Annotated in this window: 24 protein-coding genes; 4 read left to right on the top strand and 20 right to left on the bottom strand. The window is 38.2% G+C overall.

Features of this window, described 5'->3' with window-relative positions; translation table 11 throughout:
• Positions 1-217: 217 nt before the first annotated feature.
• The 11 genes from dnaB to D017_RS08290 form a co-directional block, all read right to left on the bottom strand.
• Positions 218-1,774, bottom strand: a complete 1,557-nt coding sequence (dnaB, locus tag D017_RS08340) for a replicative DNA helicase (protein ID WP_035335888.1) — start codon at positions 1,772-1,774, stop codon at positions 218-220.
• A 167-nt stretch (positions 1,775-1,941) separates the two neighbouring features.
• Positions 1,942-2,895 (bottom strand): acetyl-CoA carboxylase carboxyltransferase subunit alpha, encoded by a 954-nt coding sequence (locus D017_RS08335; protein WP_035335887.1) that lies wholly within the window; start codon positions 2,893-2,895, stop codon positions 1,942-1,944.
• 80 nt (positions 2,896-2,975) lie between these two features.
• A complete protein-coding gene (locus tag D017_RS08330) occupies positions 2,976-3,881 on the bottom strand; it encodes a DMT family transporter (RefSeq protein ID WP_035335885.1) in 906 nt (301 codons plus the stop codon).
• Positions 3,868-4,944 carry an LptF/LptG family permease gene (locus tag D017_RS08325; protein WP_035335883.1) on the bottom strand — a complete coding sequence of 359 codons (1,077 nt, stop codon included), beginning with the start codon at positions 4,942-4,944 and terminating at the stop codon, positions 3,868-3,870. Before D017_RS08325 ends, D017_RS08330 begins: the two co-directional genes overlap by 14 nt.
• Positions 4,945-6,075 (bottom strand): tRNA guanosine(34) transglycosylase Tgt, encoded by a 1,131-nt coding sequence (tgt, locus tag D017_RS08320; protein ID WP_035335881.1) that lies wholly within the window; start codon positions 6,073-6,075, stop codon positions 4,945-4,947.
• Positions 6,076-6,153: 78 nt separating this feature from the next.
• The gene (locus D017_RS08315) at positions 6,154-7,389 is read right to left on the bottom strand and encodes an Nramp family divalent metal transporter (protein ID WP_035335880.1); all 1,236 of its coding nucleotides are present in this window, start codon (positions 7,387-7,389) and stop codon (positions 6,154-6,156) included.
• Positions 7,386-7,955, bottom strand: coding sequence for a sigma-70 family RNA polymerase sigma factor (locus D017_RS08310; protein ID WP_035335879.1), 570 nt, complete (start codon positions 7,953-7,955; stop codon positions 7,386-7,388). The genes D017_RS08315 and D017_RS08310 overlap by 4 nt, the downstream gene beginning before the upstream one ends.
• A complete protein-coding gene (locus D017_RS08305) occupies positions 7,946-9,061 on the bottom strand; it encodes a glycosyltransferase (protein ID WP_081804663.1) in 1,116 nt (371 codons plus the stop codon). Before D017_RS08305 ends, D017_RS08310 begins: the two co-directional genes overlap by 10 nt.
• Before the next feature lie 12 nt (positions 9,062-9,073).
• Positions 9,074-9,271 carry a hypothetical protein gene (locus tag D017_RS08300; RefSeq protein WP_035335877.1) on the bottom strand — a complete coding sequence of 66 codons (198 nt, stop codon included), beginning with the start codon at positions 9,269-9,271 and terminating at the stop codon, positions 9,074-9,076.
• Positions 9,272-9,340: 69 nt separating this feature from the next.
• Positions 9,341-10,108 carry an anti-sigma factor gene (locus tag D017_RS08295; RefSeq protein ID WP_035335876.1) on the bottom strand — a complete coding sequence of 256 codons (768 nt, stop codon included), beginning with the start codon at positions 10,106-10,108 and terminating at the stop codon, positions 9,341-9,343.
• Positions 10,105-10,659: an RNA polymerase sigma factor gene (locus tag D017_RS08290; RefSeq protein WP_035335875.1), complete on the bottom strand. Its 555-nt coding sequence runs from the start codon at positions 10,657-10,659 to the stop codon at positions 10,105-10,107. Before D017_RS08290 ends, D017_RS08295 begins: the two co-directional genes overlap by 4 nt.
• 123 nt (positions 10,660-10,782) lie before the next feature.
• On the opposite strand from D017_RS08290, the gene D017_RS08285 reads away from it, so the two are divergent.
• A complete protein-coding gene (locus D017_RS08285) occupies positions 10,783-11,295 on the top strand; it encodes a fasciclin domain-containing protein (protein WP_035335874.1) in 513 nt (170 codons plus the stop codon).
• Positions 11,296-11,358: 63 nt separating this feature from the next.
• Here D017_RS08285 and murB read toward each other — a convergent pair whose 3' ends face one another.
• The 3 genes from murB to D017_RS08270 all read right to left on the bottom strand — a co-directional run bounded on the left by murB (position 11,359) and on the right by D017_RS08270 (position 14,089).
• Positions 11,359-12,378 (bottom strand): UDP-N-acetylmuramate dehydrogenase, encoded by a 1,020-nt coding sequence (gene murB / locus D017_RS08280; RefSeq protein WP_035335871.1) that lies wholly within the window; start codon positions 12,376-12,378, stop codon positions 11,359-11,361.
• Positions 12,378-13,568, bottom strand: a complete 1,191-nt coding sequence (locus tag D017_RS08275; protein WP_035335869.1) for a pyridoxal phosphate-dependent aminotransferase — start codon at positions 13,566-13,568, stop codon at positions 12,378-12,380. Before D017_RS08275 ends, murB begins: the two co-directional genes overlap by 1 nt.
• 134 nt (positions 13,569-13,702) lie before the next feature.
• On the bottom strand, positions 13,703-14,089 hold the full coding sequence (locus D017_RS08270; protein ID WP_035335868.1) for a DUF1573 domain-containing protein: 387 nt from the start codon (positions 14,087-14,089) through the stop codon (positions 13,703-13,705).
• A gap of 180 nt (positions 14,090-14,269) precedes the next feature.
• Here D017_RS08270 and D017_RS08265 point away from each other — a divergent pair, with 180 nt between their 5' ends.
• On the top strand, positions 14,270-16,903 hold the full coding sequence (locus D017_RS08265) for a valine--tRNA ligase (protein ID WP_035335866.1): 2,634 nt from the start codon (positions 14,270-14,272) through the stop codon (positions 16,901-16,903).
• A gap of 74 nt (positions 16,904-16,977) precedes the next feature.
• Here the strand turns inward: D017_RS08265 and D017_RS08260 are convergent, their stop codons facing one another.
• The 6 genes from D017_RS08260 to rsfS form a co-directional block, all read right to left on the bottom strand.
• A complete protein-coding gene (locus D017_RS08260) occupies positions 16,978-17,238 on the bottom strand; it encodes an acyl-CoA-binding protein (RefSeq protein ID WP_035335863.1) in 261 nt (86 codons plus the stop codon).
• Positions 17,238-17,888, bottom strand: coding sequence for a phosphatidylserine decarboxylase family protein (locus D017_RS08255; protein WP_035335860.1), 651 nt, complete (start codon positions 17,886-17,888; stop codon positions 17,238-17,240). Before D017_RS08255 ends, D017_RS08260 begins: the two co-directional genes overlap by 1 nt.
• On the bottom strand, positions 17,878-18,681 hold the full coding sequence (locus D017_RS08250) for a phosphatidate cytidylyltransferase (protein WP_035335859.1): 804 nt from the start codon (positions 18,679-18,681) through the stop codon (positions 17,878-17,880). The genes D017_RS08255 and D017_RS08250 overlap by 11 nt, the downstream gene beginning before the upstream one ends.
• Position 18,682: 1 nt before the next feature.
• Positions 18,683-19,297 carry an LUD domain-containing protein gene (locus D017_RS08245; RefSeq protein WP_035335858.1) on the bottom strand — a complete coding sequence of 205 codons (615 nt, stop codon included), beginning with the start codon at positions 19,295-19,297 and terminating at the stop codon, positions 18,683-18,685.
• Between the two features lie 112 nt (positions 19,298-19,409).
• Positions 19,410-21,386, bottom strand: a complete 1,977-nt coding sequence (ftsH, locus tag D017_RS08240; RefSeq protein ID WP_035335857.1) for an ATP-dependent zinc metalloprotease FtsH — start codon at positions 21,384-21,386, stop codon at positions 19,410-19,412.
• Between the two features lie 13 nt (positions 21,387-21,399).
• The gene (rsfS, locus tag D017_RS08235; protein WP_035335856.1) at positions 21,400-21,771 is read right to left on the bottom strand and encodes a ribosome silencing factor; all 372 of its coding nucleotides are present in this window, start codon (positions 21,769-21,771) and stop codon (positions 21,400-21,402) included.
• An 83-nt stretch (positions 21,772-21,854) separates the two neighbouring features.
• Between rsfS and D017_RS08230 the strand changes: the two genes are divergently transcribed.
• Positions 21,855-22,586: a biotin--[acetyl-CoA-carboxylase] ligase gene (locus tag D017_RS08230; RefSeq protein ID WP_035335855.1), complete on the top strand. Its 732-nt coding sequence runs from the start codon at positions 21,855-21,857 to the stop codon at positions 22,584-22,586.
• A gap of 73 nt (positions 22,587-22,659) precedes the next feature.
• On the top strand, positions 22,660-23,535 hold the full coding sequence (lipA, locus tag D017_RS08225) for a lipoyl synthase (protein WP_051583839.1): 876 nt from the start codon (positions 22,660-22,662) through the stop codon (positions 23,533-23,535).
• Position 23,536: the final 1 nt, after the last annotated feature.

The raw sequence follows: 23,536 nt of genomic DNA, 5'->3' as shown, positions 1-23,536 counted from the left end.
AGTAGCTTTATGAAACCAAGTGGTATGTTATTTTTTCATTAGAATACAGCACTTAATGGTGTAATTGTGTTAACATTAGCTACAGGTTTGTCTTGACAAAGACCGCCTAAATCATAACTAATAGGAATGATCATTTCGAGGAGAAAATGATATCAGGACAATAAAAAAAGCCTCAATAGTATTGCTATTGAGGCTTTTTCTTTATGTATTCTATATGTTAAAAAGGAACTCCATCATCTTCTTCTTCACTTGGAAGTCCTGGTGGTGGTCCTCCAAAGGCATCATCTGCACTAGGTAGTGCATTAGGATTAAAGGAATCATCATTTGCAGCGGCATTCATGCTACTCGCAAACTCATAAGGTGTCGAGAAGTCATCTAAGTTGTCAAACTTACCGAGATGTCCAATAAATTTGAGACGTATGTTATCTAATCCACCATTACGGTGTTTTGCAACAATAAACTCTCCTTGTCCCTCGGTTGGGCTACGCTCATCATCATCCCATTCTTCAATTTTGTAATATTCTGGACGGTAAATAAAAGATACAATATCTGCATCCTGCTCGATCGCTCCAGATTCACGAAGGTCAGAAAGTAAAGGTCTTTTACTACCTCCACGAGTTTCCACCGCACGCGATAGCTGGGATAGTGCAATTACAGGAACACTAAGCTCCTTTGCTAGTGCCTTAAGGTTACGAGAAATCATCGATATCTCTTGTTCACGGTTACCTCCTCCTTTATTTGCAGATCCTCCCGTCATAAGCTGGAGGTAATCAATCATTATTATTTTAATACCAAACTGCGATGCTAGACGTCTTGCCTTTGCTCGTAAGTCAAAAATAGACAGCGATGGTGTATCATCTATAAATAAAGGCGCTTTCTCGAGACTCTTTACTTTTACATTGAGTTGTTCCCACTCGTGTTTTTCTAATTTACCTGTACGAAGCTTTTCTGATGACAAACCAGTTTCTGAAGAAATCAAACGTGTAATAAGCTGTACAGAAGACATCTCCAGAGAAAAGAAAGCAACGGGTACATTCTGATCTACTGCCATGTTACGCGCCATGGTAAGCGTCATCGCCGTTTTACCCATACCTGGACGAGCAGCAACAATAATTAAATCTGACGGTTGCCAGCCAGAAGTAAGTTCATCTACTTTATGAAAACCAGTAGGAATACCAGATAATCCCTCTTGGTTTGCTATCTCTTCTATTCGCTTTTTTGCTTGTATAACAAGGTTCTGAGCGCTCTCAGAACTACGTTTTACATTTCCCTGTGTTACCTCATATAACTTTGTCTCTGCAGTATCTAGAAGATCAAAAACATCTGTGGTCTCATCATACGCCTCTTCAATAATTTCGTTTGAGATTTTAATGAGAGAGCGCTGTATAAACTTCTGTAAAATGATACGAGCGTGATACTCGATGTGAGCAGAAGATGCTACTTTTTGCGTAAGTTGAATAAGGTAATAATCACCACCAGCTTCAACTAGCTTACCCATTTTCTTAAGTTGCTCAGAAACAGTTAATAAGTCGACAGGCTGGCCTTCTTCAAAGAGAACTCTTATCGCTTCAAATACATGTTTGTGCTGCTCCTTGTAGAATACCTCTGGTGATAAGATATCAATCACCTCATCAACACCCTTCTTATCAATCATAAGCGCACCAAGCACAACAACCTCAAGATCAAGTGCTTGTGGTGGTATTTTACCTTTTTCAAGGCTAATTACTTGACCTTTAGAAGTATTATATGCTGGCTTCGGCTTCGTTTGTTCCATAGCTACGAAAGTAAATAAATAGTTATGCGAGATACGCTTTCGCGAAAGCGTAGTACTCACAGGTCATTAACAATTGAACTGTTAACAACTAGAAAATATTGTTAATAAGGGTAAAAAAATCCGCACTGAAAAAGCGCGGATTATGGCATCAAGTGAAAAAGGTCTTGTTAGCCTTTGAAGACTCCCATTTCTGAATATTTATTCATCCTTTGTTCCACCAGTTCTGTTGGTGATAAGTTCTTAAATTCGTCAAAAGCTTTTAAAATAGACTCCTTTACAGTAAGAAAAGTCTCTGGGCGGTTTGCATGTGCTCCACCTAATGGTTCTTTTATTATTTCGTCTATGAGCTTTTGCTTTTTCATATCTGTTGCAGTAAGCTTTAAAGCCTCTGCTGCTTGCTCTTTATACTCCCAGCTTCTCCATAAAATTGAAGAGCATGACTCTGGTGAGATTACAGAGTACCAAGTATTCTCAAGCATCAATACTTTATTACCTACACCTATTCCTAAGGCTCCACCACTAGCTCCTTCTCCTATAATCATTACAATAATAGGCACTTTAAGGCGTGTCATCTCAAGGATGTTACGTGCAATTGCTTCTCCTTGTCCACGTTCTTCTGCTTCTAGACCTGGATATGCTCCTGGTGTATCTACTATAGAAACTACAGGTACTCCAAACTTTTCAGCACTTTTCATGAGGCGTAATGCCTTACGATATCCTTCTGGATTTGCCATACCGAAGTTACGGTACTGTCTAGTTTTTGTGTTGTACCCCTTTTGCTGTCCTATGAACATAAATGATTGATCACCTATCTTTCCTAGGCCACCTATCATTGCTTTATCGTCTTTTACATTACGATCTCCGTGAAGCTCTAAAAAAGTATCACCACAGATAGCATTTATGTAATCTAAAGTATAAGGACGATTAGGGTGTCTTGATAATTGAACACGCTGCCATGCGGTAAGATTTTTATAAATATCCTTTTTGGTAGCGGCTAGTTTTTTTTCTATTTGCTTACAAGTCTGGGTAACGTCTACATCACTCTCCTGCCCTATTAAGGCACATTTTTCCAGTTGCTCTTCAAGCTCTTTGATTGGTAATTCGAAATCTAAATATTCCATTCTCAAGGTTTTAAGACGCACAATGGCGCTTTACTTTCGGTTAGGTATAGTTTACAAATATAATGGTTTTCTTAAGAGACTCAAGCTTGTTTAACAGCCTTGAATTTTTTACTATTCTTAAGCACTCCATTTGCAATAACTACGGCGAGAATAACAAGCGCGCCATAGTAAAACTCTGAACTCATTTGTTCTGCATCTCCTAGCACAATAAAGGCTAGTAATATTCCATATACGGGTTCAAGATTAATAGTAAGCATGATTGTATATGGGCTTAAATGTTTCATAACTGCTACCGCTGCTATAAATGCGTATGCCGTACATACAGAGGCTAATATACCAATGTATACCCAATCCATGGTGGGCAAAGCAAAAAACTGAGCAGAAAAGAACGTGTCTGTTCTAGCGATCACAAGATAAGCCGTCACACATAAACTACCAATGAGCAACTCGTAAAAAGATATTTTTGTAGGATGATGATTTTCTATAAATTTCCCATTAATCAACGTAAACACTGCCGATAGAAAGGCAGAAAACAATGCTAGCAATATTCCCGTTTGATATGCTGTCTCTACTTCAAAAATAACATATAGAGCTCCTACTACTATTGCTCCAAATAAGAGCTCATACCAGATCACCTTACGTTTATAAAATATAGGCTCTAGCAAAGCTGTAAAAAATGCTCCGGTACTCATCATCGCAAGTGTAATGGAAACATTAGACTCTTTAATAGCCCCAAAAAATGTAAGCCAGTGAACGGCAATTACTAGACCTGCAATAGCAAAACCCATTAATGTCTTACGTGATACCGCGAGAGAGACACCTCGCATCTTTATGTATGCAAATATGAATATACTTGCCAGTCCCATTCTGAACCAAACTAACGGCACAGCATCAATAGTGATGAGTGCTCCTAGTACAGCTGTAAATCCCCAAATAAATACTATGAGGTGAAAATGGAGGTATGCTTTGAGCTTATCGTTTTGCATTGCGAAGAAGATATACTGCGAGTATAGCAAAAAGTATGTTAGGTGTCCAAACTGCGACTAAAGGTGGAAAATCCGATTGTTCTGCAAGCGTTCCAAAAACTTTATCAAAGAATATAAAAACAAACGCAAGCACAATACCAAAAGCAAGATTAATACCCATACCGCCACGACGCTTCATAGCGCTAACAGCCACTGCAATAATTGTGAGAATATATGCAGCAACAGGTAAGCTATAGCGTTTTTGTAAAGTCACTTCATAGCGACTTATATAAGAAGACCCTCTTGATTTTTCTTTTGCAATAAATTTTCTTAATTCTGGTGTACTTAAGGTCTCTGCTATGTACTCTACTGGGGTGAGATCGTCAATATCAAAGTTAAATACTGTATCTAATTTTGCCTTACTTTCTAATATATCACCATTTTCTGTAATCGTTCGCTTCTTAAAGCTATTCAAAGTATATGTAGTATCCTCTTCATTATATCTTATACGTATGGCGCTCATTTTGTAAGTCATTTTATTGCCTTCAAAATGTTCCCATGTAAAATTACGCCCAGTCTTTGTACGTGGTGTAAAACTGCTTACATAGATATAATCCCCAGTATCAATCTGTCTATAAACGTTTTGCGTTTCTCGATCTTTTTTGTTCTTTTTTAAATACTCAAAAATGAACTCATTGTAGCCCTTGTTTGCACGTGGAGCAAGATAAGTACCTAAAAAGAAAGCACCAGCACATACTATAGTTGCCCCTATCAAATAAGGCCTTAAAAATCTAGAAAAAGATACCCCACTACTCAAGAAGGCAATAACCTCCGTATTGTTTGCCAGTTTTGACGTAAACCAAATTACCGACAGAAACAGAAATAATGGAAAAAGAAGATTTGCAAAGTAGATTGTAAAATTGAGATAATACAATGCCACCTCACCAAAAGGAGCTTCGTTTGCTAAGATTTTATCAATCTTCTCAGCAAGATTTACAATAATACCTATAGGTATAAATAGCACAAGCATCGTGACAAATGTCCCGATGTATCGCTTGACTATATACCAATCTAGAATCTTCAATTATAAACGATTATCCATTTGTTTAACCATCATTTCTTTCCAAGTTACAAAGTCTCCTGCAAGAATATGCTTGCGAGCTTCACGTACTAACCACATGTAAAATCCTAAATTATGAATAGTGGCAATTTGCATTCCCAATAGCTCATGGCATTTAAACAAGTGACGAAGGTAAGCTTTACTATATTCTGTATCTACCCAAGTAAGACCCATTTCGTCTATAGGTGAAAAGTCTTCTTCCCACTTGAGGTTTTTAATGTTTATACTACCATGGGCAGTAAATAACATACCGTTACGAGCATTACGAGTAGGCATCACACAGTCAAACATATCTACACCTAACGCAATATTTTCTAAAATATTTATAGGAGTACCTACTCCCATTAAATATCTAGGCTTATCCTTAGGCAATATAGCAGTAACCACTTCTGTCATTCCATACATTTCTTCGGCTGGTTCTCCTACAGAGAGTCCTCCTATAGCATTCCCAAAAGCCCCTGCATTTGCAATGTATTCGGCAGATTGTGCTCTTAAGTCCTTATAAGTACTTCCCTGTACAATAGGAAATAATGCTTGCTCATGACCGTATAATGCTGGAATTTTATTAAAATGATTAATACAACGATCCAACCATCTATGCGTCATATGCATAGACCTCTTTGCATAACGGTAATCACATGGGTATGGTGTACACTCATCAAATGCCATCATAATATCTGCACCTATCTGGCGCTGTATTTCCATCACATTTTCAGGTGTAAATAAGTGCATAGACCCATCAACGTGTGACTTAAAACGCACCCCTTCTTCCTTAATCTTACGTCTATTAGAAAGAGAGTATACTTGATACCCTCCACTATCTGTAAGAATAGGTCGGTCCCAGTTCATGAATTTATGTAATCCACCTGCCTTTTGCATGATATCCATTTTAGGACGCAAATACAGGTGATAAGTATTACCTAATATAATATCTGGATTAATATCTTCTCTAAGCTCGCGCTGGTGAACACCCTTTACAGATGCCACCGTTCCTACGGGCATAAAAATAGGCGTCTCAATGACACCGTGATCTGTAGTAAGTTTTCCTGCTCTCGCTTGAGATGCAGGATCTGTTGTAAGTAAGTCAAATTGCATAAGAGGCAAAGATATAACTTAGATACAATTTAAAATGAAAGTTACAGTGTCATTTTAAGGCTTAAAAGCGCCTGCATCTTAAATCAATGTAACAACATACCAGATACTGAAGCCTAACAAAGCAATTATACTCACAATACTGAGCAAATTCATTCCTTTAGAGAGCCTCGCATCTTCGGGAATGGTTTCATCTCTCAATGATAAATAGTTACAAATGGCATAAAATGGAGCAGTTAGAAAAGATAAAATTGTCGCGAGTTTTACGAGAGCTCCCATCTCGCTTATTAAAAAAAATAGTATCCCGCAGGTTCCAAGAATTAAGATTATTAAATAAAATAAGTATCCTCGTTTCTTAAAACCAAAACCTAATAATGAGGTTGTAGCCTCAAGCGCTCTAGGAGACGCGTCTAATGTAGTAAGCGTAGTGCTAAACATTGTTGTAAATGCAGCAATCCCTATAAGCAAGGTTGCCCAGTCTCCCAGACTGGCCGTATACATATTGATAAGTTGTCCAGCAAAAACACCTCCCTTAGGAGAAAATGTCTCTCCGCTACCAAACATGACTAATGCTCCTAAGGTCATAAAACAAATACCCAGCACAACCGCGCCAGCATACCCAACATTAAAATCAAAAATTGAATTGCGCATTCCATCCTTACCTGAATCTCTTTTTTCTAATGTCCACAGTGAGTGCCATATCGAAATATCAAGTGGCGCTGGCATCCACCCCATAAAAGCAATCAAAAATGCCACAGCCGCCCCTTCGGTTGGTATAATTTGAAGCAAGTTTGCAGGAGTTCCCATCCCTTGATTAATTACGCTTTCGCGAAAAGCAAAAAAGACTGCCACAAGCGTACTTATAGTAAGTGTGATAATAATCACTTTCATTAATTTATCGAGTATCCTATATTTACCTATCGCCAAAATAGTCGCACAGAGCATTGTAATAGCAACACTCCATATCGCTACATCACTAGTAATTCCAAACAGCTGAACAGCAATTCCCGCCGTTACAATAGTAACTGCTGTCTGAATGGTAAACATGGTAGCCAGTGTCAAAAAGAAATACACCCATAAAACAGGTTTTCCAAGTTTCATATACCCCACTAGTAAACTATTGCCCGTTGCCGAAGCATACCTAGGACCAAATTGAAAGAAGGGATACTTAATAATGTTAACGAGGATTAAAGCCCACAGTAGACCAAAACCAAAATCGGCGCCTGCTCTAGTGCTTTGTACAAGGTGAGAAACACCAATAGCCGCACCAGCAAATAATAATCCTGGGCCTAACTTTTTAAAGGGTACGGCTTTCAATTATCTTCTGTTTTAATAACATTTGCGAGCAATCTACGAGCACGCAGAAGCTTGACTTTTACATTGCTCATAGGCTCTTCAAGATACTCTGCCATTTCCTTATAGCTCATCTCTTGAAAGTAACGCAAATTAATTATTTCCTGATAATGAGGCTTTAAGGTTTTAATATAAGCTAGTAATTCAGATAAATTCTGCTCCTTAATAAGTACATCTTCTGGGGAGGGATTCAAGTCGGCAACTTTCTTTATTCGCTCATCGTCACGATCAGAAATATGAGATCTTATAGAAGACTCTTTTTTTCTAATTATGTCAATATGTATATTTTTTGAAATGGTAATTAGCCAAGTGGCAAACCTATACTCTTCTTTATAAGTATCTATTTTTGAAAATGCCTTTGAAAAAGTCTGGATAGTTATATCCTCTGCATCATACGCATTCCTAGTACGCTTAAGTTGGAATCCATAAACTTCACTCCAAAATGAATTAAGCAAGAAATTGAAAGCACTTTGCTTTCCTTCTTTTGCTCGGGATATTTCTAGAATAATTTTTTCGGGGGTTACTTCCACCGTGTTGGTTTTGTAATAAGGTTACAGATAAAGATACTCATTTGCACACATACTAACGCTATCTCATAAATGGGGTACAAATAGGTGAGATCTTTTTCTTGTAAACGCGCAGCACTACAACCTACGGTAATCCATGCACATACATAACGTACACCAATAATGAGCGCTACCCACTCCCAGTTAAACTGAATCACAAGAAGAGCAACCGCTCCTACCAAAAACAAACACTGACTAATATAAAAAAGGGCTAGCAGTGATTTCTCTAAAAACTTATAATGTACCGCAGTGCTTATGTGTCTACGCTTCTGAGTGATCCAGCTCGCAAAGGTCTTCTTAGGAGTAGAAATTGTGAATGATTCTGGAGAAAACTGGATAGCAGTATTCTTACGTGTACTGGCTTCGTTTACAAACAGGTCATCATCACCACTTTGAATTTTAATATGGTTAATAAATCCCTTTTGCTCATAAAAAACATCAGACGTATAGGCTAGATTGCGTCCTACGCCCATGTATGGTCTTCCTGCTTTTGCCCAACTAAAATATTGTAAAGCAGTCATCAATGTTTCAAATCTTATAAGCTTATTAACCCAAGACCCTTTAATTTTTTCATAAGCACCATAACCTAGCACTATTTCCTTATCCTCATTAAAAGAAGAAGCCATGTGCTGTAACCATTGGTCTGATGCTGGAACACAATCTGCATCTGTAAATAACATATGCTTATGCTGTGCTCGTTTTATACCAAGGGTGAGTGCGTATTTTTTATTACCCCAGAAAGTCTCATTATTCACCACATTTACTTGCTGTACATTTACATTGGCCAGTTTAAATGCTTCCATAATATCTTCTGTATCATCAGAAGATGCGTCATTAATTAAAATAACTTCAAATTCTGGATAGTCTTGAGATAATATTTTTGGAATGTTTTTCTGGAGATTTGCCGACTCGTTTTTGGCACAAATAATTACCGAAACTGGAGGAAACGAACTTGTATTGGTATTAGATATTTTCGCGAAAGCGAATAACCAATAGAAAACATAAAAAGTCACGTTAATAAACGTGACTCCTATAAATATATAAAAAAGTAGTGTAAAGATTTGTTCCAACAGATAGAGGTCTTATTTCTCTACAGAACAGTCACCCATTTCTTCGGGCATTTTACCGCACATACCGCAAGCCTCGCCACTTTTATTAAGAAAAGGACTTTGACTAGCACAGGTACCTGCAAATTTACCATCTTTTTTTGCCCAAATTTTGATTGCAATACCTGCTACAGATAGTGCAAGAAGGACTAGTGTAATTAGTAGTAACTCCATGACAATTATTTTGCACAAAGATACAGAAAGGCATTATCAAGTAAAAGTTTTTTGAAAGAAGGAAAAGCCTTAATTATTATCAAAATTTATGGTCGCAACTTCATTTGCTTGTGTAGCTTCCTTGCTCCCACCTTTAGGCTCTATGGTAATATTAATACTAGCCATGCGTTCTTCATATGGAATCTCAACCAGATTATCTTTTGTGACTTTTAAGATGTCTAGAGGTACAAGTGTACCATCTACAGATGCCCACATCTGGTATACTTGCTCGTCTGGAAGCTCTGGCAACGAATTAACGTGTATGTATGAACGCTGCTCTAGCTCGTTGACGTAGGCAACAGCCTCTAGTCGCTGTGCACGTACATTACCTTGTAAAATATATTTCTGAGTTGAGGTATTATTGAGAATCATAAATTGCTCCTCTACAGACTGTAACATCTCCCTATTTGAAACAATATCATCATTTAAGTTTTCAAGTAGATTTGATGTAAACCTTCGATCTTCTAACAACTCTTGATTTTGGTTGTAAATCATAATAGCTACTAGCCCAAAAAATGCTGCAATCATACATGCCGTAATCGCAAGAATAGGCAAAGCACGTTTAGGCTTAGTCCTAGTTGCTTTTACTATACTAGCACGCAATTCATCAGGCGCTTTTGCAGCATATGATGTCGCATAATTCTCAAGGTTTTCTTGTAATTCTATATAAGTCTGCTCCACCTCTGGATACTTAGCTATAAAATGCTCAGCTTCCTGAGATTCTATAGGCGAGGTAGCTCCTAGAAGGTAACGCTCTAATAAATCGCTCTCTAAAAATTGTGAAACTCTATCACTCATAACACACTGATCATAAAAAATAATACTCCAAACAGTTTACGCAGTTCTCGTAAGCCTATTTTTAACCTAGACTTTACGGTACCTAACGGGATATTTAACTCATCACTCGCTTCTTGCTGAGTCATTCCTTGAAAAAACAAAGCATCAATAACAACCCTATATTTATCTTCAAGCCCATCTGCATGTTCTTGAAGATCCATATGTTCTATAGCTAGTGATGTAGACTGTAAATGATATACGTTAGAATCGTCTGTTTGGACTTCTTTATTCATTTTTCTTTTGCGGCTACGCACTTTGTCTATAGCCGTATTCTGGACCACCCTAAAAAGCCACGTAAATAGACGCGCTTTGTCTGCATCATACTTATGTGCGTTTTTCCAGATTTTCACAAAAGACTCTTGTAATACGTCTTGAGCAAGCTCTTCATCATGAGTCACTTTAATCGCTACACCATACAATGCATCTGCATAGTTGTCATATAATAACCCTATAGCACGCTCATCTCCAGCCTTAAGGAGTTCTACAATATGTTTTTCGACAAATGTCTTCAAAAAGTAAGTTTTTCTTGAATTAACAAAATCTTAAGAATACAAATCCATCCCGCACCTCAAGTTAATGCGTATAATTATAAAAGGAAAAGATTTTACTATAAACTCTGCAAACAACGTATTATTATGAAACCCAAAAATATAATTTTAATTGCAGTAATCTCATTCTTTTCGTTATCCACTTATGCACAATCAGACGTGGTAGACATCATCTTACTCTCTGAAGATCACACAACATTTATTACGACCATAAAAGCTGCAGGGCTTGTATCAACACTTAAAAAAAGTGGACCATACACCATATTTGCCCCCACTAATGAAGCGTTTGATAAACTACCTCCTAAACAACTAGCAAACCTTCTCAACCCAGAAAACAAAGCAACGCTCGCATCTATTCTGTCATATCACGTCATAGCCGGATCACTAACCGAGACAGAAATAATAAATAAAATAAATGTAGAAAATGGCAGTTTTACATTACAGACAGTAAATGGCCAGCAGCTCGTGGCTACCTTAAAGGATAATAAAATAGCAATTACAGATACAACGGGTCACACTTCGCTTCTCACTAAGACCGATATCAATGGGAAAAACGGCATCATACACGTGGCAGATACAGTGCTATCACCTAGCAACTAAAGTTTAGTTTAGTTGAGGCCTCACGCGAGTGGGGCTTTTTTTTAAGCTTTCGCGAAAGCGTAATTATATCACATTCACCTCTGGAACAATCTTTATCCCAAACTTCTCCTCTACTGCCGCTTGTACTTTCATTGCAACTGCCCACACTTCTTGACCTGTAGCATTACCGTGATTTACGAGTACCAGAGCCTGCCTATCGTGTATACCAGCATCGCCAAAGCGTTTCCCCTTAAAGCCTGCTTGCTCGATGAGCCATCCAGCGGGCACCTTAATCTGCTCATTACCTATGGGATAAAAAGGGATTTCTGTATGCACTTTTCTAAGTTGAGTAAACTGCGCTTGTGAGATCACTGGATTCTTAAAGAAAGATCCGCTATTCCCTATTTTCTTAGGATCTGGAAGCTTAGACTGCCTGATAGCTATAACGGCATCTGACACATCTTTTAATGTAGGCGTTGTGATTTCTTTCGCTTTAAGCGTGTCAAAAATAGCACCGTATTCAGTATTTATATTATGATTACTCTTTGTGAGTTTAAAGGTGACAGAGGTAATGACGTAGGCATCTTTAAGCTCATTTTTAAATACCGAATCACGATAGCCAAAAGCACAATCTTCTAGCGTAAACACCCTCACCTCTTGAGTGTCTCTACGCACAGCCTCGCACTCATAAAAAGTATCTTTGAGCTCTACACCGTAGGCACCTATATTTTGCACTGGTGATGTACCTACATTACCAGGGATAAGCGATAGGTTTTCTACACCTCCCAGATTATGTGCTACACAATAGAGTACAAACTCGTGCCAGTTTTCGCCACCAGCAACTTTGAGTAGTACTTCATTTTTTGAAAACGAATCATCTATAAGTGATATCTCTTTAATATCGAGATGTATCACAAGTCTATTTACATCTTGTGTGAGTAGCATATTGCTCCCTCCGCCTATAACAAAAGGATCTGGATATCTAGCATCTCCCAGCAACTCTTGCAATTGCTGTACAGAAGAAACGCTCGCAAAAAAGCGAGCGTTTACATCTATACCAAAGGTATTGTATGCCTTAAGCGATACGTTTTCTTGTACTGTCATTAATCTTGGTATTGTTCTAAAGCAGCTTTAAGAATAGTAACTGCTTCTTTAAGATGGTTTTCTTCTAGCACATAAGCAATTCTCACTTGATTAAGACCTACATTATCACTGCTGTAAAAACCTGCTGCTGGTGCAACCATAATGGTTTTTCCATCTAGATCATAAGACTCTAGCAACCATTGTGCAAAAGCATCTGCATTTTTTACAGGTAGCTCTGCAATACAGTAAAAAGCACCTTTAGGCTTTGCTACTTTTACTCCAGGTATTGCCTCTAGTCCTGCTACAAGTGTATTTCTTCTAGATACATACTCTTCAATCACGTCGTCAAAGTATGATTGAGGTGTGTCTAGTGCAGCCTCAGATGCGATTTGTGCAAATGTAGGAGGACTTAAACGTGCTTGTGCAAACTTCATCGCTGTGCTCATAAGTTCTTTATTGCGACTTACGATACATCCTATACGAGCACCACACATCGAGAAACGTTTTGATACAGAGTCTATCATAATAGTATGAGCATCTATATCACGCTGCTTCATCACTGAGTGATGCTTGTGACCGTCGTAAGCAAACTCACGATAGACCTCATCTGCAATGAGGAATAGGTCGTGCTTCTTTACAAGCTCTGCAAGCTGGCGTATCTCATCTTCTGAGTATAGATATCCAGTAGGATTACCTGGGTTACAGATAACGATAGCCTTTGTTTTATCTGAGATTAACTTCTCAAAATCTGATATAGGAGGCAAAGCAAATCCCTCTTCTAGTGTAGATATTACAGGTACAACCTTAACACCACTCGCCGTTGCAAAACCGTTGTAGTTTGCATAAAAAGGCTCTGGAATAATAATCTCATCTCCTGGGTCTGTAACAGATCCCATTGCAAATAATAAGGCTTCAGATCCTCCGGTAGATATGATAATATCTTCAGACGAGACATCTATACCGTGGTTGCTATAATAGCTAGCTAGCTTATCTCTATAAGACTGAAATCCTGCACTGTGACTATATGCTAAAACTTCAAGATCATTATTCTTTACAGCATCTAGCGCTACTTGTGGCGTCTTGATATCTGGCTGGCCAATGTTAAGTTGGTGAATTTTTATTCCTCTAGCCTTTGCTCCTTCTGCAAAAGGTACGAGTTTACGTATAGGCGATTGAGGCATTGCGAGCCCCTTCTTTGATATTGCTGGCATTGAATATTTTTTTATACAAAAATGAGGAAATTATTGTGGTTTTTAAAACTAGAAGGAGGGTATTTTGCTTTCGCGAAAGCGCATAAAAAAAGACCGCTATAAAACGGTCTTTAGTTGCTTTGTTTAAAGTAATGTTACTCTCCAGCCTCTGGCTTTACTGTCCCTTTAATCTTAAGGCTTTGTGGAACCTCAGATGCATTAGAATAAACTGTAATCGTTTTTCTAATAGGTCCAGGGCGCTTAGTATCATACTTTACTTCTATCTCACCTTTTTCTCCTGGCTGGATAGGGTTTTCTGGTTTTTTAGGTATTGTACAACCGCAAGTAGAGTATACTCTTGCTACGATAAGCACATCATCTCCTGTATTTGTAAAAGTAAACTTACGTACACCATCTGCACCATAATCTACCTCACCGTAATCTACAACTTCTGAATCAAAAGTGATTTCAGCTCTTTTCTCTTGTGCTTTAACGCTTACTACTAGAAGCATAGCGACAAATAAAAATAGTACCTTTTTCATAATTTTAAATATTTGAGGGAATTCAAATGTAGTCACAAAATACCTGCCTGCCAAAAAATGATATTAACATTAACACGTGACGATAACGTACATATGTACCAAAAATAGCACGTAGACTATATATTAATCCTACTGTTATCCCTACTTTTGCCATCTATAAGACAATAATCAGACCAAACTATGAGCATAGCGTCAAAATATGATTCTACACAGGTAGAAGATAAGTGGTACAGCTACTGGATGGAGCATAATTATTTCCATTCTACACCAGATGATAGAGAACCATACACCATTGTAATCCCACCTCCTAACGTGACAGGTGTCTTACATATGGGACATATGCTTAACAACACGATACAAGACGTATTAATACGTCGTGCAAGATTACTAGGTAAAAATGCGTGCTGGGTACCTGGTACAGACCACGCATCTATTGCTACAGAGGCAAAGGTAGTTGCCAGACTTAAAGATCAAGGCATCAAAAAATCTGACCTTACTCGTGAGGAATTTCTTGCCCACGCCTGGGAATGGAAAGAAGAATATGGCGGCGTTATACTTGACCAACTTAAAAAACTAGGAGCCTCTTGCGACTGGGAGCGCACAGCTTTTACTATGGATCCAGCAATGTCTGAGTCTGTTATAAAAACATTTGTAGATCTTTATAATAAAGGATTGATATATCGCGGTTACCGTATGGTAAACTGGGATCCAGAAGCAAAAACAACCCTCTCTGACGAGGAGGTAATACACGAAGAGCGACAAGGCTTACTCTATTACATAAATTATAAACTAGAAGGATCTGAGGAGTTATTAACAATAGCGACTACGAGACCAGAGACTATTTTTGGCGATACAGCGATTTGTATTAACCCAAATGACGAGCGATTCACACATCTTAAAGGAAAGAAAGCCATTGTACCTATAAGTGGGCGCGTGATTCCTATTATAGAAGATGAGTATGTAGATCTTGAGTTTGGTACAGGTTGCCTTAAGGTAACACCAGCACACGATGAGAATGACAAGATGCTGGGTGACAAACATAAGCTAGAAGTAATAGACATCTTTAATGATGACGCTTCTCTTAACAGTTTTGGGCTTCACTATGAAGGTCAAGATCGCTTTGTAGTGCGCAAGGCTATAAAAAAAGAACTTGAAGAACTAGGTGCTCTAGTAAAGACAGAAAACCACGTTAATAAAGTAGGAACATCTGAGCGTACAAAGGCGGTAATAGAGCCTAGACTATCAGACCAGTGGTTCCTTAAAATGGAAGAGCTTGTAAAGCCTGCCATAAAAGCCGTACTAGAAACTGGAGATGTAAAGTTATTTCCTAAGAAGTTTGAAAACACCTACCGTCACTGGATGGAGAACATACGTGACTGGAACATCTCTCGCCAGCTATGGTGGGGACAGCAAATTCCTGCTTACTTCTATGGAGAAGGAAAGGAAGATTTTGTAGTTGCCGAATCTATTGAGGATGCTGTTACGCTTTCGCGAAAGCGTACCGGAAACGACTCCCTCACTGCCGAAGATTTACGCCAAGACGAAGATGCTATGGACACTTGGTTCAGCTCTTGGTTATGGCCTATGAGTGTTTTTGACGGAGTGCGCAATCCAGATAACGAGGAGTTTAACTACTACTACCCTACTAATGATCTTGTAACGGGACCAGATATTTTATTCTTCTGGGTAGCGCGTATGATCATAGCGGGATATGAGTACACAGACAAAAGACCTTTCCAAAATGTTTACCTCACAGGTTTAGTACGTGACAAGCAGCGTCGCAAGATGTCTAAGTCACTAGGTAACTCACCAGATGCACTAGAACTTATTAAAGAATATGGAGCAGATGGTGTGCGCGTAGGACTATTATTAAGTAGTGCTGCCGGTAACGACCTTATGTTTGACGAAGATCTTCTTAAACAAGGAAAAGGATTTATCAAGAAAAACTTGAGCGCTTTTAGCCTCATACAGGGATGGGAGATAGACGAGACTATACCACAACCAGCACATAGCGCGCAAGGTATTGAGTGGTATACAAACCGTTTTAACCAAACACTTCTAGAGATAGAAGATCACTTCTCAAAGTACCGTATCTCAGACGCACTTATGGCGAGTTACAAAGTGGTATGGAACGACTTCTGCGGGTGGTTACTAGAGATTATAAAACCAGCATACCAGCAACCTATAGATCGCAAGACCTACGACGCGGTAATTGCAGCTTTTGAAAATAACCTACGCATACTTCACCCATTTATCCCATTTGCATCTGAAGAGATCTGGCAGACTATCGCTACGCGTACTCCAGAAGAGGCTTTGATTATCAATAAATGGCCAGAAGGTGGTGCGTTAAATGAAAAAATCATTGCAGATTTTGACTACGCCTCACAAGTGATTTCAGGTATACGAACTATTAGAAAAAGTAAAAACATCGCTTTTAAAGACGCTATAGAAGTGCACGTTCTAAGCAATGAAGAAGTTTCTAGTGATTACAATAGTATCATCTCAAAACTAGGTAATGTGAGTGAGATCGCTTTCGCGAAAGCGCCACTAGACGGAGCACTATCTTTTAGAGTAAAATCTAATGAGTACTTCATACCTCTTGCGGGAGCTATTGATGTAGAAGCCGAAGTTGCAAAAATTGAGGAAGAACTTAAATACACAAAAGGATTCTTAATGTCGGTTTCAAAAAAGCTATCTAATGAGCGTTTTGTAAGCAACGCACCAGAGAAGGTAGTCGCTATCGAAAAACAAAAGATGGCAGATGCCGAAGCAAAAATAGAAGCGCTAGAAAAACGACTGGCTAGTTTGTCTTAATAGACTTACATATATCACAAAAAAAAGGCGTCTAAAATTATTTAGACGCCTTTTTATTTATGTTATTTTTCTTGTTAGAGGTACTTCTTTGCAGCTTCTACATAAGCCTCCATTGCCTCATCTTCCGTCATACCTTTTACCTGAAGTAGCGCATTGATTTTAAAAGCACTCACAAGCTCGTGTTCGCCTTCATTATGGCTAAAGGTGTTCTTTTGCGTAGCTTGTTTGTATAACGCATAAAACTGCAGCAATACATCTGGCGGAAATTCTTGAGAAGAATTACTCACCCTACGGAAGGCATCTTCAAACTCTTTATGAAGTACCTTCTTACCCATTATATTGATGCTATTACCGATTGCGCTCCTTTTACTACTTGATTAAGCTCTACGTCTAACTTTGTCCCAATAGGTAAATATAGATCTACACGAGAGCCAAAACGTATAAACCCACTATCTTCCCCCTGCTGTACCATTTGCCCTTCTTCTGCATAATTAATGATACGCTTTGCTAGCGCACCAGCAATCTGACGATAAAGAACATCACCAAACTTTTCTGTACTTACCACCACAGTTGTGCGTTCATTTTCTGTACTAGATTTAGGGTGCCAGGCTACAAGATATTTTCCTGGGTGGTATTTACTATATGCAATCTTTCCCCCAGATGGGTATCGTGTTACGTGCACATTAAGCGGCGACATAAAAACAGAGACTTGAAGACGTTTATCCTTAAAGTATTCTGCTTCATACACCTCTTCTATTACAACCACCTTACCATCTACTGGTGATGTGATTACATTAGAATCTAAAGGCGCTGTACGATCCGGATTTCTAAAAAACTGAAGTATAAGATATAACAATACTCCTAGCACCAAAGCTACTACATAAAATAACCAGTTCTTCTCAAGAAACTTATTTGCAAGCAAGATAAGGCCTGTGAAAATCACTAATGCTATTACAATAATCTTATATCCTTCTTTATGGAACATAGTCAAGTACAATTAAAAATAAGTATAAAAATGGTGCTGCAAATATGATACTATCTAACCTATCATATAATCCTCCGTGGCCAGGCATAATACGACCACTATCCTTCACTCCAGCCTGACGCTTAAGCTGTGATTGTATCAAATCTCCTAATGTTCCAAAAACCGAAGTAACAATTGCAATAGTTAACCAAAGCTGAAGACTGAGAAGATCTGTAAAATAATAGAACAGCACACTTGCAATACAACAAAAAACCAACCCACCAACAAAGCCCTCTACAGTCTTATTGGGTGAGATGCGCTCAAGAAGCTTATGCTTCCCTATGCTTTTACCTACTATAAATGCAAAGGTATCGTTTATCCAGATTAAAGCCAGTATACTCGCAACTAAAAGAGAAGTGTACTCTCCTTTGTAAGATGGCAGCAGTATCGTAAAAACCACACCACCCACGATATAAAAAATGATATAAGCATATTTTTGAGATACCGTTATATAGCGCTCGGATGGACGAATCAGATTTTTAATCAAATATAAATTAACTGTGATTGTAAGCGCAAGAAACACTAACGTTGCAAGTCTGTCAAGTTTGAAATAACAGAAAATCGCCACACAAGCAAAAAGAAATAAATATGGTAAAAGCGATTTAACCTCTACAAGCTTTAAAAACTCAAAAAGCACTACAACGCCTAAGCCTGAAAAAACAAGTAAGTAAATATTTTCTTTTGAAAAAATGGCAAGCAACAATAATGTCACATAGAGCAATCCAGAAAGCCCCCTAATAATTATTTCTCGCATATTACAAGTCTTCTAGCAGTAACAAGTAAAGATTCTTTGTGCTACTTCCATAGGTCATAAAATCTTTATCATCTTGTTTTGACTCAAAATTCTTTATTGTAGTAATATTGGTAGGTATACTTCCAGAATTTCTATTTTTTATGAGTCTCAATCCTTCACCTATAGTATTAACTATTTGGCTTGTTGTTCCAAAAACAATAATATCCTTAGGCAGATCATGTAGCTTGAGCTCTTTTAACTGTTTTGAACACACCAACAGAGAGCCATCATTTGCTACGAGACTTTCGCAAGTAGTAAGAAAAAAAGGAGATTCTGTATTTGTTCCAAAAGTGAGATTATAACCCTTAAAGATCTCCTTAAGATTATCATCTGTACAGAATACATTCTTTTCGTACCAATCATTTTCTAACAAGATGTTATCAAAATTTTCATTGATTTCCTCTTGATTAAGAGCATACAAAAATCGCCCTCCGTTTATGATAAAGTTTTTGGTGAAGCGCTCATCTGCTGGAGTGTTAATATCCGGCATGTACTTACTGCGCTCTTCACCTTCTTTATCGCTATGGGGGCTATCTGATTTAGATGTATTTCCAAAGATTTTTCTAAAAAGACTCATCAATAGATTTGCTCAACGCTTGGTGTATTTTTCAAATATAAAAAATCTTGACTGAACCTTAGGTACAATCAAGATTTTTTGAGGGTCTATCCCTTAATCTCTTAGTCTAAAACTAGACTATAGGCTTGGTTTCAGAATCTTCAGAAGCTTCTTGAGCCTCCACTTCTCCAAAAGCACGTTTTCCAAAGATTTCCTCTAGGTTATCTTTAAAAATCACTTCTTTATCAAGAAGATATTCTGCTAGTTGGGTAAGCTTATCTTTTTCTTTAGTAAGCAAATCAATAGCTCTTTGATACTGCCCTTCAATAATATTAGATATCTCTTTATCAATTATCTCTGCCGTCTGCTCACTATAAGGTTTTGTAAAGCCATTATCCGACTGTCCTGAAGAATCATAATATGTAAGATTACCTACTTTATCATTTAGACCGTAAACAGTTACCATCATTCTAGCCTGTTTAGTCACCTTCTCAAGGTCACTTAACGCCCCAGTAGAAATCTTGTTAAAGATTACCTTCTCGGCAGCTCTACCTCCTAGTGCAGCACACATTTCATCTAGCATTTGCTCTGGGCGCACTATAAGTCTTTCTTCTGGTAGATACCAAGCAGCACCTAATGATTGTCCACGAGGCACAATAGTCACCTTAACTAATGGCGCAGCATGTTCTAGCATCCAGCTTACAGTAGCGTGACCAGCTTCATGAAAAGCAATTGCACGCTTCTCGTCTGGTGTGATGATTTTATTTTTCTTTTCTAACCCTCCTACAATACGATCTACCGCATCCAAGAAGTCTTGTTTCCCTACAGCCTTACTTCCTTTACGAGCAGCTATAAGAGCAGCTTCGTTACACATGTTTGCAATATCTGCTCCTGAGAAACCTGGAGTTTGCTTTGCAAGGAAATCTACATCAAGCTCATCATCAACCTTTTTTAATGGACGAAGGTGCACTTGAAAAATCTCTTTACGCTCACGCACATCTGGAAGATCTACATAAATCTGACGGTCAAAACGACCTGCACGCATAAGTGCTTTATCTAGTACATCTGCCCTGTTTGTTGCTGCAAGAACAATCACATTTGTATTTGTACCAAAACCGTCCATCTCAGTAAGAAGTTGGTTAAGTGTGTTCTCACGTTCATCATTACCTCCAGAAAAATTATTTTTTCCACGAGCACGACCTATCGCGTCTATCTCATCTATAAAAATTATAGCTGGAGATTTTTCTTTTGCTTGTTTGAACAAATCACGTACACGCGATGCTCCAACACCCACAAACATCTCCACGAAGTCTGAACCTGATAGTGAGAAGAAAGGAACCTTTGCCTCTCCCGCGACTGCTTTTGCTAGCAAAGTTTTACCAGTACCTGGTTGACCTACTAGTAATGCACCTTTAGGTATCTTACCCCCTAAACTTGTATACTTCTCTGGGTTCTTCAAGAAATCTACAATCTCCTGTATTTCTTCTTTTGCGCCTTCAAGTCCAGCTACATCCTTAAATGTAGTTTTAACATCTGTTTTCTCGTCAAACAATTTAGCCTTTGACTTACCAATGTTAAAAATCTGACCACCAGGCCCTCCTCCTCCACCAGAAGACATGCGTCTCATGATAAAGATCCAAAGTCCAATAATAAGTATGAAAGGAAGAAAACTAGCTACAAGCCCCCACATATCACCCTCAGTCTCATAAGAAACTCTGGTATCTAAGTTGTTTTCATCAATCGTTGTGTTGATATCATTTTCAAAATTCTGTAGATCTCCTATTTCAAAACGATAGTCTGGAGCACCGGCAGATGGTTTTAAAAAACCAGTAGCACGTCCTTTATTATGAATCTCTTTTGTTTCAGCTTCTTTAGTTAGATAAACCTTTACAGAGTTTTTATTTACAATCTCTACACGAGCAACATCTCCAGCCTCAAGATATTCTTCAAACTGATAGAGAGAAGTTTTTTGAGCTTCACCTAAACCAGAACTACCAGTAAGCATACTGATTGCAATGAATATTATAACAATTAAACCGTATATCCAGTAAGAACTAAACTTAGGTTTATTAGGCGGAGTTCCGCCTGCATTCTTTTCTTCTTTAGCCATTTAATCTTTTTTTTTAATAATCTGTTGGGATCGTAGTAATCTTTGCATCACCCCAAAGACTTTCTATATCATAGAATTCACGTATGTGCTTTTGAAAAACATGCACTACCACATTAACGTAGTCCATAAGCACCCACTCTTGATTTTCCATCCCCTCTATATGCCATGCTTTTTCTTGCAAGGCTTTACTAGCAGTCTTTTGTATAGAACTTACGATAGCTCCCACTTGTGTGTTTGATGTTCCATCACAAATGATAAAATAATCACAAACCGTATTTTCTATATCTCTAAGATCCAGTATATCAATATTCTGTCCCTTTACATCTTCAATTCCCTCGACAATCTTAGCAATTAATTGATCTGTATTCTTTTCCTTATTTACCATTAAATTCTTTAATTTACACAAAGTTATTACAAATTTACATTACTCTGCGGTCTTAACACAAGTTTAGGCTGGGTGTTTTACATATGCGCATAGACAAACTTCATACCGTTGACTCAACAAACGATTATCTCAAACGTATTTCTAAAGAAGAAAATGCAGAGGAGGACATTGTAGTCTGGGCTTTAGAACAAACTGCGGGACGTGGTCAAATGGGCACTCAGTGGCAAGCAGAAAGCGGCAAAAACCTGACATTCAGCGTATTTAGAAAAGTAAAGCGTATTACCATCAATGAACAATTTTATGCTCTTATGGCCGCTTCTCTAGCAGTTAAAGATGTACTATCTAAACTTCTCATAAAAAATGTTCGTGTCAAATGGCCTAACGACATATTGACAGATAACGACAAAATATGCGGCATACTTATAGAGAGTGTCATAAAAGGCGGGCAACTTGACGCAATGATCTTAGGCGTAGGACTTAATGTAAATCAGACACAGTGGAATAATGTACCTCGCGCTACTTCAATAAAGTCTAGAACAGGGATTCACTTTGAGTTAGAAGAAATTTTATCGCTACTACTTCAAAGATTTCACCACTATGTAGAACTACTACTCAAAGGAGAGTTTAGCACGATCAAAAATGACTATGAAGCTCACTTATTTAAAAAGGACAAGCCAGCTACGTTTCTTTCAGAAGATGGACGCCAGTTTGTTGGAATAATAAAAGGCGTTTCAGAGTCTGGAAAGCTTCTTCTTCTAGAAGAAAATGATATTGTAAACCAGTACGATCTCAAAGAACTTCAATTGTTATATTAAGAGTACGCTTTCGCGAAAGCGTAACCACCCACAATTCATTATTTAGTATCTTTGTAACGCTATAAAAAATGCTATGCAAGAAGAACTCACTATTACTAAGCCAGAGCGCGTGGCAAAGCCAAAATGGCTTCGCGTAAAACTACCTACTGGTAAGAAATATAAAGACCTACGTAGTCTAGTAGACAAATACAGTCTTAACACAATATGTACTTCAGGAAGTTGCCCAAACATGGGTGAATGCTGGAGTGAAGGTACAGCGACATTTATGATTCTCGGGAACACATGTACACGTTCTTGTGGGTTTTGTGGTGTAAAAACGGGACGCCCAGAGCAAGTAGACTGGGAAGAACCAGAAAAAGTAGCTCGATCTATTAAATTAATGGACATCAAGCACGCAGTAATTACTTCTGTTGATCGTGATGACCTCAAGGATATGGGGACTATTATCTGGGCAGAAACCGTACAAGCTATACGACGCATGAACCCAAACACAACTCTTGAAACTCTTATTCCTGATTTTCAAGGTAGAGAAGACTTACTAGATCGTATTGTAACTGTAGCACCGGAAGTGGTGTCTCACAACATGGAAACTGTAAAACGTCTTACTCGTGAAGTACGTATACAAGCAAAATATGAACGCAGTCTTGGCGTCTTAAAATACCTAAAAGACAGCGGAATTAAGCGTACAAAATCTGGTATCATGCTAGGTTTAGGTGAGACTGAAGAGGAAGTAATCCAGACTCTTAAAGACTTGCGATCTGTAAATCTAGACATCGTAACCATAGGGCAATACTTACAGCCTTCTAAAAAACACCTACCTGTAAAACAATTTATCACTCCTGATCAATTTCAGAAGTATGAAAAGATAGGTTTAGAGATGGGATTCCGCCATGTAGAGAGCGGCGCACTCGTGCGCTCGTCTTACAAAGCACAGAAACACCTTACTTAAA

The sequence above is a fragment of the Dokdonia sp. PRO95 genome (assembly GCF_000355805.1).
In the GTDB taxonomy this organism is placed as follows: domain Bacteria; phylum Bacteroidota; class Bacteroidia; order Flavobacteriales; family Flavobacteriaceae; genus Dokdonia.
Note: the sequence above shows the minus strand (reverse complement) of the source record. Positions and strands in the feature narration are given on the sequence as shown.

Excerpts from the sequence above, each read along its gene's own strand:
- dnaB (WP_035335888.1), bottom strand. The coding sequence starts at position 1,774 with ATGGAACAAACGAAGCCGAAGCCAGCATATAATACTTCTAAAGGTCAA.
- D017_RS08335 (WP_035335887.1), bottom strand. The coding sequence starts at position 2,895 with ATGGAATATTTAGATTTCGAATTACCAATCAAAGAGCTTGAAGAGCAA.
- D017_RS08330 (WP_035335885.1), bottom strand. The coding sequence starts at position 3,881 with ATGCAAAACGATAAGCTCAAAGCATACCTCCATTTTCACCTCATAGTA.
- tgt (WP_035335881.1), bottom strand. The coding sequence starts at position 6,075 with ATGCAATTTGACTTACTTACAACAGATCCTGCATCTCAAGCGAGAGCA.
- D017_RS08300 (WP_035335877.1), bottom strand. The coding sequence starts at position 9,271 with ATGGAGTTACTACTAATTACACTAGTCCTTCTTGCACTATCTGTAGCA.
- D017_RS08295 (WP_035335876.1), bottom strand. The coding sequence starts at position 10,108 with ATGAGTGATAGAGTTTCACAATTTTTAGAGAGCGATTTATTAGAGCGT.
- D017_RS08285 (WP_035335874.1), top strand. The coding sequence starts at position 10,783 with ATGAAACCCAAAAATATAATTTTAATTGCAGTAATCTCATTCTTTTCG.
- murB (WP_035335871.1), bottom strand. The coding sequence starts at position 12,378 with ATGACAGTACAAGAAAACGTATCGCTTAAGGCATACAATACCTTTGGT.
- D017_RS08275 (WP_035335869.1), bottom strand. The coding sequence starts at position 13,568 with ATGCCAGCAATATCAAAGAAGGGGCTCGCAATGCCTCAATCGCCTATA.
- D017_RS08270 (WP_035335868.1), bottom strand. The coding sequence starts at position 14,089 with ATGAAAAAGGTACTATTTTTATTTGTCGCTATGCTTCTAGTAGTAAGC.
- D017_RS08265 (WP_035335866.1), top strand. The coding sequence starts at position 14,270 with ATGAGCATAGCGTCAAAATATGATTCTACACAGGTAGAAGATAAGTGG.
- D017_RS08260 (WP_035335863.1), bottom strand. The coding sequence starts at position 17,238 with ATGGGTAAGAAGGTACTTCATAAAGAGTTTGAAGATGCCTTCCGTAGG.
- D017_RS08255 (WP_035335860.1), bottom strand. The coding sequence starts at position 17,888 with ATGTTCCATAAAGAAGGATATAAGATTATTGTAATAGCATTAGTGATT.
- D017_RS08250 (WP_035335859.1), bottom strand. The coding sequence starts at position 18,681 with ATGCGAGAAATAATTATTAGGGGGCTTTCTGGATTGCTCTATGTGACA.
- D017_RS08245 (WP_035335858.1), bottom strand. The coding sequence starts at position 19,297 with ATGAGTCTTTTTAGAAAAATCTTTGGAAATACATCTAAATCAGATAGC.
- ftsH (WP_035335857.1), bottom strand. The coding sequence starts at position 21,386 with ATGGCTAAAGAAGAAAAGAATGCAGGCGGAACTCCGCCTAATAAACCT.
- rsfS (WP_035335856.1), bottom strand. The coding sequence starts at position 21,771 with ATGGTAAATAAGGAAAAGAATACAGATCAATTAATTGCTAAGATTGTC.
- D017_RS08230 (WP_035335855.1), top strand. The coding sequence starts at position 21,855 with ATGCGCATAGACAAACTTCATACCGTTGACTCAACAAACGATTATCTC.
- lipA (WP_051583839.1), top strand. The coding sequence starts at position 22,660 with ATGCAAGAAGAACTCACTATTACTAAGCCAGAGCGCGTGGCAAAGCCA.